Below are 14,086 nucleotides of genomic sequence, written 5' to 3'. Positions count from 1 at the left end.
CCCACCCCTAAACAGCTATGGGCGCTTTGATGGTGGGGTGGTGGCGGTAGTCCACCAGCTCGAAGTCCTCAAATTCGTAGTCAAAGATAGAGGTCTTCTTGTTCTTAATACGCAGCATCGGGTAGGGGTAGGGCTCCCGGGAGAGCTGCTCTTCAACCTGTTCGTAGTGGTTGGAATAGATGTGGCAGTCGCCCCCGGTCCATACAAATTCACCGGGCACCATGCCTACCTCTTGGGCTATGAGCTGGGTCAGCAGGGCATAGGAAGCGATGTTGAAGGGTACGCCCAGGAACATATCGGCGCTTCGCTGGTAGAGCTGGCAGGAAAGCTCCTGGACGCCGTCCTTGCGGGTTTTGACGTAGAACTGGAAGAGGGCATGGCAGGGAGGCAGCGCCATATCATCAACCTCAGCCGGGTTCCAGGCGCTGACGATGTGCCGGCGGGAGTCGGGGTTGGTTTTCAGGGACTCAATCACCTTGGCAATCTGATCAATGGTCTCACCGTTGCCAGCGGGCCAGGAGCGCCACTGCACGCCGTAGACCGGCCCCAGCTCGCCGTCTTCATCGGCCCATTCATCCCAGATACTCACACCGCGCTCCTGTAGCCAGCGCACATTCGATTCACCGCGCAAGAACCAGAGCAGCTCAATAGCAACCGACTTAAAATGCACCCGCTTGGTGGTGATGAGGGGGAAGGACTTGGAGAGGTCAAAGCGCATCTGGCGCCCAAAAACGCTCTTGGTGCCGGTGCCGGTGCGGTCGCCTTTTTCGTCCCCGCTGTCCATAATTTCGCGCAACAGGTCTTCGTAGGGAGTGGGGATGGTGCTCATGGCAATCTTTCAATCAAACGGCGGTCACGGTAGGAAGGTCTGAACCTGACTCAGTATTTCTCGGGCGCTCTAGGGCACCCGCAGGGGAGGAGCTAGTCGTCGAAGGGTTTAATCTGCTCTAGGCTCACCACGGTCTTTTCGGGGCCAGCCACCTGTAGCACCCACATCTCACCGGGTTTTAGGTAGGGATCTTCGGTGGGGAGATGCCGAGAAAGGGAGAGGGGCAGGCGCTTGGCGAGAACCCCTAGAACAGTGGGCAGTACAGGTCTGTGGGTGCAGAGAGCTACCGGCTTATCGTACTTGTCAAAAAGGGATTCCACTACCTTGGCAGCTGCCTTGGGTGAACGCGCGTTAGCTGCCTCTGTCAGGGCACGCTTTTCTTTGATAGGTAACCCCTGGCTCTTGGCATAGGGGTAAACGGTCTGCATGCAGCGCACCCAGGGGGAAGAAATAAGTTTCTCAGGCCCCCAGGCTTCCATGAGACGGCCAGCGGCAAGCGCCTGACGTTTACCGGTTGCAGCGAGGGTTCGCTCCCCTTCGGCTCCGGCCCATGTAGAACGAGGCTTCGCTTTTGCGTGGCGGATGACAATGACGGGGCGGGTGCGCAAGAGGCCTTTTTCGTAGAGGCTGATCAGGGCATCCAAGGGCTCACAATCAGTCGGGTTGGTGAGCATCTCTCGGGCCTGCTGGGGGCTAACCCACCGCAGCTCATCAACTTCACCCTCATCTGCTTTAGCCTTGGCACCGGCGGGCAGCTCTGCCGCCCAGTAGAAGACCTCTTTGGAGCGTTTCTTAACACGGTAGGCGGTGACGGCCAGCGGTGCACCGAGGGTGACCTGCAGCCCCACCTCTTCCCTGACCTCTCGCACCGCAACCTCGGGCAGCGTCTCTCCCGGGTCCTGTTTGCCTTTGGGCCACGACCAGTCATCATAGTTGGGGCGGTGAATGACCAGAACCTGCAGTTGATCACGGCGGTAACGCCAGATCAGGGCGCCGGCTGCATTGATATCTGCACTGTTACCGGCTCCGCGTTGAATGCTGAGGGATTCGTCTGCGCTGTGTGCTGCATAGACGAATTCTGTGGATGCTTTGGGCATAAGCTGAGCTCTCTGTGTGACGGGCAGGGCCATGTCCTGGGGTTAACCTTGCGTTAACCCCAGGACATTCTATCTGTCTGAGTCAGGGTGGTGCGCCCCTGTCTACTTCTTCTTCTTGTCCCTACTTGAGAGGTAGGAAGCCTGGACGTCAAGGAGCGGCTGACCGTCCTTGTTAAGGTGGTGCCTTTCCCACTTGCCATTGGCATCCAAGTGCCAGTTGCTGGTCTTGGGGGAGAGGTAGTTATCAAACATATCCAGCAGATACTTCACGTGGGCCGGCGCCTTGACCTGAACCAGTGCCTCGACGCGGCGGTCCAGGTTGCGGTGCATCATATCGGCTGAACCAATATAGGTCTTAGGCGATCCGCCGTTCTCAAAGGTGAAGACGCGGGAGTGTTCCAGGAACCTGCCCAGTACGGAACGCACCTTGATTTTCTCAGAAAGACCGGGAACTCCGGGGCGTAGGGCACAGATACCGCGAACAATCACGTTGACCTCAACTCCGGCCTGGGAGGCGCGGTAGAGGGAGTCGATGATAGCTTCATCCACCATGGAGTTGCACTTAATCTGAATTTTGGCTTTTTGACCTGCCAGCTTGTGCTCAATCTCCTTGTTAATGTTGTCAATCAGACCTGAGCGCAGGGAACGCGGAGCCACCAAGAGCTGCTTGTACGTTGTCTTGGGGGCGTAGCCGGAGAGCTGGTTGAAGAGACGAGAAACGTCCTCCCCAATCTGCTGGTCGCAGGTAATCAGACCCAAGTCCTCATAGAAACGGGCGGTGGAGGGGTGGTAGTTACCGGTGCCGATGTGGCAGTAGCGACGCAGTCCGTCAGTCTCTTTGCGCACCACCAGTGAGAGCTTACAGTGGGTTTTCAGACCCACGATACCGTAGACCACGTGCACGCCAGCGCGTTCGAGCTTACGGGCCCATTCAATGTTGGCCTGCTCGTCAAAGCGCGCCTTAATCTCAACCAGCGCCAGCACCTGCTTGCCTGACTCTGCCGCCTCAATGAGGGCGTCCACAATGGGGGAGTCACCCGAGGTGCGGTAGAGGGTCTGCTTGATGGCCTGGACGTTGGGATCAGCTGCCGCCTGCTCCAAGAAGGCCTGCACACTGGTAGCAAAGGAATCATAGGGGTGGTGCAACAGCACATCGTGTTCACGTGCTGCCCCAAAGACATCAGCAGCCTTGGACGTTTCGTTAGCGTTCAGCCAGCGAGACGTATGCGCCACGTGCTTGGGGTAGTGCAGAGCTGGGCGGTTTGCCTTGGCAATAGCAGCAAAGCCGCGCATATCCAGGGGAGCGGGTAGCTTATAGATTTCGTGATCGTCGATACCCAGTTCAGAGACGAGAAGCTCAAGGATATTGGGGTTGATAGTGTCTTCAACCTCAAGACGCACGGGCGGGCCAAAGCGGCGGCGCAGCAGCTCCTTTTCTAGAGCCTTGAGCAGGTTCTCAGCGTCGTCCTCTTCGACCTCCAAGTCTTCGTTACGGGTCACGCGGAAGGCATGGTGCTCTACGACCTCCATACCGGGGAAGAGAACATCCAGATGCTGGGCGATAATAGCTTCCAGAGGAATGAAGCGTGCCTCTGAAGAGGAAGAGTTGACGGCGCGGGAGCCGTCGATAGAGATCATGCGGTCGATGGTCTCGGGCACCTTGAGACGGGCAAAGAGCTCTTTGCCGGTCTGAGGGTTACGCACGATAACAGCCAGATTTAACGACAGGCCCGAGATGTAGGGGAAGGGGTGCGCCGGGTCCACAGCCAGGGGAGTAAGAATGGGGAAGAGCTCGGCGCGGAAGAAACGGGTGAGTTTCTCCTTGGCAGCATCTTCAAGGTCATCCCAGCCCACAATACGGATTTTCTCTTTTTCCAGCTCGGGGTAAACCTGCTCGTGAAAGACACGGGCCTGGCGCTCCTGCAGAGCGTGGGCTGCCTCAGCAATTTCTTCCATCTGCTCTTCAGGAGTCAACCCTGAGGGCGCAGGTACCGCGATACCGGTAGCGATACGACGCTTCAACCCTGCCACACGCACCATGAAGAACTCGTCGAGGTTGCTGGTCACAATCGAAAGGAAGTTGAGACGCTCTAACAAGAAGAGATGTGGGTCCTCTGCCAATTCCAGCACGCGGGTATTGAATTCAATCCAGCTGGTTTCACGGTCCAAAAAACGGTCACTACCAAAGTCACCGGCAAGGTTAGGTAGCTTAATCTTCTCACCGATATCGATGCGGTCTACGCGGGTCTCTGCACGTTCGATCTTGTTGATGTCACCGCCGATATGGTTGCTGGTTTGAACTCGAGTATCAGGTTGAGTAGTCATGGAGTCCTTTTCCTACAGTGTGGAGTTGAAATGAAGTTTAGCGTTCTGTGGTAGCCAGATATTGGCGATCAATCGTCAGCGGTGAGAAACTGAGAGAGCGGTAAAGGGCAACAGCAGGGGAGTTCTCTGCATCCACGTAAAGCACAACCCGGTCGAGTTTCTTACCCGGGGCATAGTGGGCCCGCGCCAAATACGCCATACCGGCTAGAGTCAGCGACCGCCCTAGCCCCTTACCCTGCCAGCTGGGAGTAACACCAACGGCATAGACCTCACCCTCCAGCGCCCCGGTCTGGTGGGGCGGAATCTTGGTCCAGTGGGAACCGGCAATGCTCCCCGCACCATCTTTGGCTAAGAAGAAACCCTCGGCCCTGAACCAATCAGAACCGGTACGTTCCTCAAGATCTTTGAGAGTTAGCTTTCCCTGCTCAGGGTGATCAGCAAAAGCCGCAGCATTAGCCTCTACCCAGCCACCGGCGTCCTTCTCGGTGTAGGTCTCCAAGCTGATGTCAGCAGGTAGGGGAGCATCCTCAGCCTCAGCGAGGATGCTCGCACGCGCCTCATCAGTCAAGGCAAGCCCCATCTTAAAAAGCTCACGCTGAGCCACAAACCCCTGGCTCTTAGCCAGCTTCTGGGCTGAAATCATTGCAGAACTGGAAGCATCAGGCCCACCGTGCACCCAGGCGGCTACCTCTCCATCCACCCGCGTCAAGGCCTCGGTAATGAGGGCTGTGCCCAGACCGCGCTCGCGGGCTTCGGGGTCGACGACGGCCTCAAGAAGACAGCTATCACCGTCAGTAACCAGAGCAGCAAAACCTCTGGCTTCGCCCGCCTCACGAGCTTCGAGAATGCGCACTGCACTGCTCTCCCCGCGAGACCACTTGCGGGCTTCAACCAGGGTCTGTTCTGAGAAGGGTTGAGCCTCATCGATGCTGAAGGCTCGCTGGGCTAGGGCTTCAAGCCGCTCAACAGTCGCACTGCTCGGTTCTTGCCATTGAAAATCTATTGAACTCACTGGTGTGCCCTCCTGCACTTCTTTACCTAAAACCACTCTACTAGGAGCGGCCCCCCGCTTACCGGGTGGGTTTGCCTAAAATAGGTCAAAGATTTATCGGGCACCCCCGTCTAACGATCAGTGAGTCGGGGGGAATTAAAGCTGTAACCCACATTGCGGACCGTGGTGATGAGCTGCTCGTGGTCAGGGCCCAACTTGGATCGCAGGCGACGGATATGGACATCCACGGTGCGGGTGCCACCGTAGTAGTCATACCCCCACACCTCAGAGAGCAACTGGGCCCTGGTGAAAACACGCCCCTGATGCTGCACCAAAAACTTCAGAAGCTCGAACTCTTTATAGGTCAGGTTCAGAGGGGAACCCTGCAACCGAGCGGAATAGGACGCCTCATCCACCGTGACGCCGCCGGCACGAATCACGGTTTCATCCGGGGTTTCTGCCGGTGCGCTGTGTGTCACCAGTAAACGTAGCCGGGCTTCTAATTCGGCTGGACCAGCACTGGCCAGCATAATATCATCGACCATCCACTGCGCTGAGACAGCGGCTAGACCGCCTTCAGTGAGTACCATCATCAAGGGAGTCGCTAAACCGGTACCTTTGAGCAACTGGGCGCAGTTGCGGGCAGCTACCAGCTGGTCGCGGGCGTCCACCATCACAACATCGGGCGAATGCGAGCTTACGACTGGCGCTGCTGCGCTCAGCGGCAAAACTGTCAGACCGTGAGTCAGTAGGCCTAGGGACGGGGCGACATCGCTGCCCTCAACCGCCGAATCGCTCAACAGAACAATCTGCACCATACAGCTCACCGCCTTTCTGCGCGCTCAACGCTCCAACAGCAAGTATAAAACGCCCCACCCCAAACATTGATAAAAAGGTTCGGTATACGGGAAGATGATATGAATACAGAACGCGCACCCCACTATGTAAGAAGAACGGCCCCAGTGTCTACCAAAGAACCCACCTCCACCCTAACCATGCGCACTTTTGTGCCAGAGCTGAGCAGGCTACGCCGAGCCCGTCAAAAAACGGTCTATGAGGGCCCCCTGGGGAAAATTGGGGCTACACCGCGTTCGCGCTACCTGCTGGTTGCCATTTCTGCGGTGGTAACCCTGGTGGGGTTAGTGCTTGCCGCCTCCATCGCGCCCTGGGCTGCTGCTCTCATGGGCTTTATCGCCGTTCTCTTTATCGCTGGCGGGTGGCCAGCGGCAACGGGCATTGCCGAGCTGCGAGGCCGCACCCGTATTACCTCTCACTCGGTCATTGTTTTACTGGCAGGCACCACCTCTGTGCTCTATTCCTGGCTCACTGATGGCTCCCTTCCTCTCGAGGCTCTACCGGCCATCGCAGCTGTGGGTGTTGTTGCCAGCTTCCTGGTAGAGCTGGCGCGCGGTGAAGGGGCAGTGGGACGCCTAGAGTCAGTGATTAGCTGCGTTACCGGGGTGCTGGCGTCGGTGTCAGTAGCGGGGTGGGTAGGGCTTGCTGCTCTGACCCGTCTTGAAAACAGTAGCCTGCCTGTGGTTTCCATCGGCATCATCGTTGGTGTGCTACTGGGGCTCATCGGAGTACGCGTTATCTCTGCCGGCCCCAAAGAAGGCCCCCGCCGCGGCGCTATTACCCTGGGCGTAACACCGGTGGCATTTATCGGTGTCATCGGTTACGTATGTGCGACATTCCTCACTCGCATGGTAGGGTAGCCGTATGAGTATTCTTGCACTTGAAATCTTCTTTCTGACCCTCCTGGGCCTGGCAGGTCTAGCAATTTTCACCTGCATCGGCTTCGTGCTGACCGGACTGTTCCGAGGCCAGAAGTAACAAACCCCTTACCTCAAGACCCCGTGCACCGTTGCGCGGGGTCTTTTGCGTACCCCTAAACGGGTTTGAACCCTGAGCGCTGTTTCGCCCGCCGCCTAAGCCGCTGACCAGCGCCCTCACCCGGGCTAAACTGGTGGCTATGGCTATTGAAATTCCTTCAAATCTCACCCCTGAACTCGTGCCCCTCTCCTGGCTGCTGGGCACCTGGGAAGGCACCGGTTCCCTCTGGTACGAGGGAGCTGAGGAAACCCCTTTCGGGCAGATTATCACCTTCACCCAAGACGGCCTTCCTTTTGTGGAGTACCGTGCTGAGTCCTTCTTACTTGACGACCAGGGGCAAAAGCTGCGCCCGCTGACCGTCGAGACCGGGTTCTGGCAGATTGACCGAGCCCAGGTCGATGGGGACGTCGGCCCCGGCCTTGTACCCGCTGACGTGGTGCCCGTCCACAAGGACGCAGACTCCGTTGAAACTCTGCGCAATGAGGACGACGGCTTCAACATCCTTGCTACCATTGCCCACCCCGGCGGCCTTACCGAGAACTACGTGGGCATGATTAAGGGGCCGGTGGTGCGCATGCAGACCGGCAACATGTTGCAGGACGACATCACCAAGGAGTACGCCGGTTCGGTGCGTCTCTGGGGCCTAGTCAACGGCAATCTCATGTGGGACTGGGAAACCGCTAACCCCGCAACCCGCAAACTGGAAAAGCATGCCTCAGCTGAGCTGCGTAAGACCTCATCCATGACCGGTGATGATCTGGGTGCCACCATGTTCGGCAGCCTGGACGATGAACCCGGTGACGGTGAATCCAAGTAAAACCCGGCTGGAAAAGTAGAGACATGACTGAGACCGATTACCGCAGCCCCCTGCTCAGCCGCAAGGGTGCTTTTGGTGCCCTGGGGCCGGACGCCGGCGTCGCTGCCCACTACGGTGACCCCAACGCCGAACAGCGCGCCCTGGCACGTAAGGTGCGCCTGACCCTGGTGGACTATTCCCAGTTGGGCGTAGTGACGGTGGAGGGGCCCGACCGGCTGTCCTGGCTCACGACCCTCTCTAGCCAGGTGCTGACCAACCTGGGGGAGGGGCAGAGCACTGAGTTGCTGCTGCTCTCGCCCCAGGGCCGCATTGACTTCTGGGCCGCGGCGGTTGAGAAGGACGGCGCGGTCTGGCTTATCACTGAGCGGTCGGCTGCTGCAGAGCTCACGGCCTACCTGGAGCGCATGAAGTTCATGCTACAGGTTGAAATTACTAACCGTACCGATACCCACGCGGCGTTGGGCAGCACCCTTGACCCCCGCACCGTTGAGGGTGCCCCGGCTGCCCTGCGCGGGGGTATCGTCTGGCAAGACCCCTGGGCTAACGGTGTGGCTGAGGGCGGCTACACCTATACGCAGGCAGGGGTAGAGCACCCCGGCTCTGACTACGGCTGGTACCTGACCGTCGTCCCCTCTCACCAGTTGCTGGATGCCACTGAAGGGGTGGCTCTCGCCGGCTCCTGGGCTGCCGATGCTCTGCGTATTGAGGCGTGGCGGCCTCGATTTGGCGCCGAGGTCGATGAGCGCACCATTCCACACGAACTGGATATGATGCGCACCGCCGTTCACATGAATAAGGGCTGCTATAAGGGTCAGGAAACCGTGGCCCGCGTACACAACCTGGGCCACCCGCCCCGCCGCCTGACCTTCCTGGATCTTGACGGCTCCGAACACACCCTACCCCGGGTGGGTACTCCGGTTTTTGCCGGTGAGAAGAAGGTGGGCTTTATCAGTTCGGTTGCCCTGCACCACGAAGCTGGCCCCATTGCACTGGCTCTTCTCAAGCGGTCGGTTGATCCGGCCGAAGAGCTACGCGCTATTGATGACGGTGATTTTGATGGGGACGGCAACCCGGCACCCGCCACCCACTACGCCTGCTCCCAGACAGTTATCGTTGCTCCGGACGCCGGCCAGGTGGCAGGCCGCCGCAATATGGGAGACTTCTTCCGAGGTTAACTGACTGAATCGGAGAGCTTGAAGCATTCTCAAACAGTTATCAGCTTTAGAAAAGCCGCCTGCCCCTTTGGGGGCAGACGGCTTTTCTCTGCTTAGTTTTGCTACTTAGCGGCCGAAGAGCACCTTAGCTTCTTCGTAACGGTAGGCGGGAACGGTCTTGAGACCGTCCAGTGCCTCTGAGAAATCAACGCGCTTGATATCGGTGCCCTGCATAGCAACCATCTTGCCCCACTCCTTATCGTGAATCATATCCACGACCTGGATACCCAGACGGGTGGAGAGCACACGGTCAAACCCGGTAGGTGCGCCACCGCGCTGAATGTGGCCCAGGGTGGTGTTGCGGGTTTCGATGCCGGTGATGCGCTCAATCTCCTGAGTGACGTACTCACCAATACCGCCCAGGCGGGGGCGGCCGTCCTTCTCTGCACCCTTACCAGCAAGAACATCATCGAAGCCTTCGGGGATGAAGCCCTCAGCGACAACAACCAGGGGGGAGCGGCCGCGGTCGTGAACTTCCTTAACCCAGACAGCTACCTCTTCCATCGAAACCTTGACCTCAGGGATCAGAATGGCGTGGGCGCCACCGGACATACCTGAGTGCAGGGCAATCCAACCCACGTGGCGGCCCATGACCTCAGCAACCATGGCACGGTGATGAGATTCGCCGGTGGTGCGCAGACGGTCCAGAGCATCAGTTGCGATAGAAACTGCAGTATCAAAACCGAAGGTGTAGTCGGTGGCCTGTAGGTCGTTATCAATGGTCTTGGGGACGCCTACCACGGGGAGACCAGCGTCAGCAAGACGCTTCGCGCCAGCCAGGGTACCTTCGCCACCGATAGCAACAATGGCGTCAATGCCGTTGCGTTCCATCATGATTTCGATGTTTTCAGCGCCACCGTTGGGGCCGTCAAAGGGGTTGGTGCGAGAGGTGCCCAGAATGGTGCCGCCCACACGAGCCAGACCGCGCACCTTGGTGCGGGGAAGGTCCATGAAGTCACCCTCAACAACACCGCGCCAGCCATCGCGGAAGCCAACGAATTCGTCACCGTAGGTTTTGACGCCATTGAGCACAGCACCGCGAATAACAGCGTTGAGGCCGGGGCAGTCGCCGCCGGAGGTGAGCAGACCGATCTTCATGGGAGGATCTCCTAAAATATTCCTTGAAAGGGAATGATGGTTTCTGTGACCAGCGCATTTGGACAAGTCGGTCAACCTGACTCAAACATGTTGGTCTTTGTTGGTTTCCATTCTAGTAAATTTGGTCTTGAGTGGGTAGCTGTGGGCTGGGTTGTGTTGTATGTTTCTAACCTCTGCCTTAGGGTCAGAAGCAACTTTATTGGCAAGTCGCGAGCTAAAGCTGAGAAGCAGGCTGGCACCTCGCCCCCACAAGATTTAAATAGTTCGACCGCTAACCAGCACAACAAGAGCAAGCTGACCCTCTCACCCGGTTCGCTGACGCTCACGAGGCGATTCACGCCAGCCCCAAGCCAGCTTGCTTTTTTGCTGTGCTGATCAGCGGTCTTGGGCCTCTGTCTCCTACTTGGCGGTGCCCAGCAGCTTTTGAATACGCGCTACGCCTTCTGCTAGGTCGTCATCACCTAGGGCGTAGGAGAGGCGCAGGTAGCCTGAGGGGCCAAAAGCCTCGCCGGGCACAACAGCCACTTCGGCTTCTTCCAGAATGATTTCGGCCAGCTCAGCGGAGGTTTCCGGGCGCTTGCCCGCAATTTCCTTGCCCAGTAGCCCGGTGACGTCCGCGTAGACGTAGAAGGCACCCTTGGGGGTGGGGCAGTGAACACCTTCAATGGAATTCAGGCCTTCGACAATAGCCTTTCGGCGGCGGTCAAACGCAGTGTGCATCTCGTTGACGGCGTCCAGCGAACCAGAAACGGCGGTGAGAGCTGCCATCTGAGCCACGTTGTTGACGTTGGAGGTCATATGGGACTGCAGGTTGGTCGCTGCCTTGGTGATATCGGCAGGGGCAATCATCCAGCCCACGCGCCAGCCAGTCATAGCGTAGGTCTTTGCAACACCGTTGAGGATGACGGTGTTCTCGGCAAGAGCAGGAACGGTAGCAACGATGGAGGTAAAGGGCACGCCATCGTAGGTCAGGTGCTCGTAAATCTCATCGGTCAGTACGATGATTCCCTTTTCCAGCGCCCACTCACCGATAGCCTTGGTTTCCTCGGGGGTGTAGACCGCACCGGTGGGGTTGGAGGGGGAGACAAAGATGAGTGCCTTGGTCTTCTCGGTGTAGGCAGCTTCAAGCATGTCGGGGGTGACCTTGTATTCCAGGTCGCTACCCGCAAAAACTTCCACGGGGTTGCCACCAGCGAGACGGATAGCCTCGGGGTAGGTCGTCCAGTAGGGGGCAGGGAGCAGGACGTCGTCGCCCTCGTCAATGACGGTAGCGAAAGCCTGGTAGACCGCCTGCTTGCCACCATTGGTCACAATGACCTGAGAAGCGTCGATGTCGATACCGGAATCACGCTTAGTCTTTTCGACAATGGCCTGCTTAAGGGCGGGTAGGCCGGCTGCCTGGGTGTAGCGGAAGTTGGCGGGGTCATTGAGGGCCTCGCGGGCCGCGTCCACAATGTAGGCCGGGGTGGGGAAGTCTGGCTCACCGGCGCCGAAACCGATGACGGGGCGACCCTGAGCTTTGAGCGCCTTGGCTTTAGCGTCAACGGCTAGGGTGGCTGAGGGGGCGATTGCGCCAATACGGCGTGAAACGCGGGCAGACATGGGGAATCTCGCTTTCATCCCATAAAAGGGTGGCTCGGGGTTGAGGTCGCTTGCCTGAGGGGGCTCTATCTCTAGCATAGGAGTTCCAGCCGGTGAGCACATCTTTATAGGGGGCTGTGGCTCATAAACACTGAACTTATGACCCAGCCCGCCCGGTTTTGCCAAAGCAAGAAAAGATGATGTACAGTAGGTACCGTTGTTCGCAACCGAACAACACTGGTTTGTGCCCTAAGAAGCGCAGACGCTTTGAAGACAGATGTTTTCAAAGGGCGGTGGCTCAATTGGTAGAGCAGCGGTCTCCAAAACCGCAGGTTGCAGGTTCGAGTCCTGTCCGCCCTGCTCAAGCCTCACAGGTTTTCTTTCAACCGAACACATCTGTTCATAGGTAAGAAGTAGAAAGGGGCGGGCCCCACATGGCTAAATCAATCGCCGCTCGGACCGCCGATTCTCACGAAGAAGGCGCAGAAAAGACCCCCGGTTTCTTTGGTCGCATCTTCCAGTTCCTCCGCGAAGTTATCGCCGAACTCAAAAAAGTAACCACACCCACCGGTAAAGAACTGGTGCAGTACGTGATTATCGTTCTTCTCTTTGTGGCCTTTATGCTCCTACTGATTTCAGGTCTTGACTACCTGTTCGGTCAGGGAGCCTTCTGGATTTTCGGTAACGGCGTAGCCTAAGGGCCCACTTAGTTGGGCTAAAGCGGCCTTAACCCCGTAAAATCATTTACCAAGACGAACGCGCACGTGCGCGATAGACAACAGACGAAAGCAGGAAAGCGTGTCAGAGCAGGAAATGCAGCACGAAGCCGATGAGGTTGTAGAACCTGCCCAGCAGGCAACCGAAGAGGGCCACGAAGCTGTTGAAGTTGCAGCAGCAGAAGTGGTTGAAGAAGTTGAAGCGGCTGAGGCTAATGACGAACCCGCCATTGATCCTCTTGAAGAATTCAAATCCAAGCTTCGCCGCCAGGAAGGCGAATGGTTTGTTGTTCACACCTACGCTGGCTACGAGAACAAGGTGAAGGCTAACCTCGAATCCCGTGTGCAGACTCTGAACGCTGATGAAGATATCTTCGAAGTTCAGGTGCCCATGGAAGAGGTCATGGAGGTCAAGAACACCTCCAAGAAGATGGTCCGCCGTGTGCGCATTCCCGGCTACGCGCTGGTGCGCATGAACCTCACTGACGAAAGCTGGGGCGTTGTACGCCACACCCCCGGTGTTACCGGCTTCGTGGGGCAGGACGCCTACAACCCCGTCCCCCTGCGCCTCGACGAGGTCGTTGAGATGCTAGCTCCTGTCTTTGAAGCTGAGCAGGCGGAAGCCGGTGTTGCACCGGCAGCTGCCCCTGTTGTCGAAACCGGTTTCGAAATCGGCGAAGCAGTTACCGTTAAGGATGGCCCTTTCGAGGGTATGCCCGCAAGCATTTCAGAAATCAACGCTGCCTCCCAGCAGCTGGTGGTTCTCATCTCGGTTTTCGAGCGCGAGACCCCTGTGACCCTGAACTTTGCTCAGGTCACCAAGATGTAAGACCGCACGGTCTAGATCAAGAGCCGCTTTCCCGGTAGGGGAGAGCGGCTCTTTTGCTCCCTCTGTGAGCAAGAGCTAACCGCTGGCGTCCGTGACCACCTGGCTTAAGCCCAGTAAAACCACTAAGATGTAAGTTTGTGTGTGCACCTACGCTTGGTGCCCACACGCAGGCGACCGCGCCACGGCCGCCACCGGCCGACGCATACTCCTGTGCGCCGGTACACCAGCTATGAAAAGGACCAAGAATGGCTCCCAAGAAGAAGGTCTCAGGCCTCATTAAGCTGCAGATCCAGGCAGGCGCTGCTAACCCGGCTCCCCCCGTTGGCCCCGCACTCGGTGCGCACGGCGTCAACATCATGGAATTCTGCAAGGCATACAACGCTGCAACTGAATCACAGCGCGGCAACATCATCCCCGTAGAAATCACCGTCTACGAGGATCGTTCCTTCACCTTCATCACCAAGACCCCTCCCGCAGCGCAGCTCATCAAGAAGGCAGCTGGCGTTCCCAAGGGCTCAGGTGTTCCCCACACCCAGAAGGTCGGTTCACTCAACATGGACCAGGTGCGCGAAATCGCACAGACCAAGATGGAAGACCTGAACGCTAACGACCTTGATGCAGCATCAAAGATCATCATGGGTACCGCACGTTCAATGGGCATCACCATCGACTAATCTCAGCCTCTCGCTGAGACGAGGCTGACGCCTCACCCAAGACAAATTATTAGAAGCCTAACCCCGGCCACGGGGAAGGCAA

13 protein-coding genes and 1 tRNA gene are annotated in these 14,086 nt (G+C 57.9%); 7 read left to right on the top strand and 7 right to left on the bottom strand.

Going from position 1 to position 14,086, the window contains the following annotated elements; genetic code table 11:
* Window positions 1-7: 7 nt before the first annotated feature.
* From L6990_RS01615 to L6990_RS01595, 5 genes are all read right to left on the bottom strand, one after another.
* Complete coding sequence (locus L6990_RS01615; RefSeq protein WP_237202324.1) at window positions 8-829, bottom strand: thymidylate synthase; 822 nt, start codon at window positions 827-829, stop codon at window positions 8-10.
* Between the two features lie 92 nt (window positions 830-921).
* The gene (locus L6990_RS01610) at window positions 922-1,926 is read right to left on the bottom strand and encodes an NUDIX hydrolase (protein WP_237202323.1); all 1,005 of its coding nucleotides are present in this window, start codon (window positions 1,924-1,926) and stop codon (window positions 922-924) included.
* A gap of 102 nt (window positions 1,927-2,028) precedes the next feature.
* Window positions 2,029-4,251, bottom strand: coding sequence for an RNA degradosome polyphosphate kinase (locus L6990_RS01605; protein ID WP_237202322.1), 2,223 nt, complete (start codon window positions 4,249-4,251; stop codon window positions 2,029-2,031).
* Window positions 4,252-4,288: 37 nt separating this feature from the next.
* A complete protein-coding gene (gene mshD / locus L6990_RS01600; RefSeq protein ID WP_237202321.1) occupies window positions 4,289-5,263 on the bottom strand; it encodes a mycothiol synthase in 975 nt (324 codons plus the stop codon).
* 110 nt (window positions 5,264-5,373) lie between these two features.
* Window positions 5,374-6,060 carry a winged helix-turn-helix transcriptional regulator gene (locus L6990_RS01595; protein ID WP_237202320.1) on the bottom strand — a complete coding sequence of 229 codons (687 nt, stop codon included), beginning with the start codon at window positions 6,058-6,060 and terminating at the stop codon, window positions 5,374-5,376.
* Between the two features lie 144 nt (window positions 6,061-6,204).
* On the opposite strand from L6990_RS01595, the gene L6990_RS01590 reads away from it, so the two are divergent.
* The 3 genes from L6990_RS01590 to ygfZ all read left to right on the top strand — a co-directional run bounded on the left by L6990_RS01590 (window position 6,205) and on the right by ygfZ (window position 9,067).
* Complete coding sequence (locus tag L6990_RS01590) at window positions 6,205-6,957, top strand: hypothetical protein (RefSeq protein WP_237202319.1); 753 nt, start codon at window positions 6,205-6,207, stop codon at window positions 6,955-6,957.
* Window positions 6,958-7,214: 257 nt separating this feature from the next.
* Complete coding sequence (locus L6990_RS01585) at window positions 7,215-7,892, top strand: FABP family protein (RefSeq protein ID WP_237202318.1); 678 nt, start codon at window positions 7,215-7,217, stop codon at window positions 7,890-7,892.
* A 23-nt stretch (window positions 7,893-7,915) separates the two neighbouring features.
* Window positions 7,916-9,067 carry a CAF17-like 4Fe-4S cluster assembly/insertion protein YgfZ gene (gene ygfZ / locus L6990_RS01580; protein WP_237202317.1) on the top strand — a complete coding sequence of 384 codons (1,152 nt, stop codon included), beginning with the start codon at window positions 7,916-7,918 and terminating at the stop codon, window positions 9,065-9,067.
* A gap of 105 nt (window positions 9,068-9,172) precedes the next feature.
* Here ygfZ and L6990_RS01575 read toward each other — a convergent pair whose 3' ends face one another.
* A complete protein-coding gene (locus tag L6990_RS01575) occupies window positions 9,173-10,204 on the bottom strand; it encodes a 6-phosphofructokinase (RefSeq protein WP_237202316.1) in 1,032 nt (343 codons plus the stop codon).
* 399 nt (window positions 10,205-10,603) lie between these two features.
* Window positions 10,604-11,806, bottom strand: coding sequence for a pyridoxal phosphate-dependent aminotransferase (locus L6990_RS01570; RefSeq protein ID WP_237202315.1), 1,203 nt, complete (start codon window positions 11,804-11,806; stop codon window positions 10,604-10,606).
* 266 nt (window positions 11,807-12,072) lie between these two features.
* Between L6990_RS01570 and L6990_RS01565 the strand changes: the two genes are divergently transcribed.
* The 4 genes from L6990_RS01565 to rplK all read left to right on the top strand — a co-directional run bounded on the left by L6990_RS01565 (window position 12,073) and on the right by rplK (window position 14,004).
* Window positions 12,073-12,145, top strand: a tRNA-Trp gene (locus L6990_RS01565).
* Window positions 12,146-12,219: 74 nt separating this feature from the next.
* Window positions 12,220-12,483 carry a preprotein translocase subunit SecE gene (secE, locus tag L6990_RS01560; RefSeq protein ID WP_237202314.1) on the top strand — a complete coding sequence of 88 codons (264 nt, stop codon included), beginning with the start codon at window positions 12,220-12,222 and terminating at the stop codon, window positions 12,481-12,483.
* Between the two features lie 100 nt (window positions 12,484-12,583).
* The gene (nusG, locus tag L6990_RS01555) at window positions 12,584-13,330 is read left to right on the top strand and encodes a transcription termination/antitermination protein NusG (protein WP_237202313.1); all 747 of its coding nucleotides are present in this window, start codon (window positions 12,584-12,586) and stop codon (window positions 13,328-13,330) included.
* A gap of 245 nt (window positions 13,331-13,575) precedes the next feature.
* Window positions 13,576-14,004, top strand: a complete 429-nt coding sequence (rplK, locus tag L6990_RS01550; protein WP_237202312.1) for a 50S ribosomal protein L11 — start codon at window positions 13,576-13,578, stop codon at window positions 14,002-14,004.
* Window positions 14,005-14,086 lie beyond the last annotated feature (82 nt).

This window comes from Rothia endophytica, assembly GCF_928381505.1.
Taxonomy (GTDB): Bacteria; Actinomycetota; Actinomycetes; order Actinomycetales; family Micrococcaceae; genus Rothia; species Rothia endophytica_A.
This window is presented reverse-complemented; position numbering and strand designations above follow the sequence as displayed.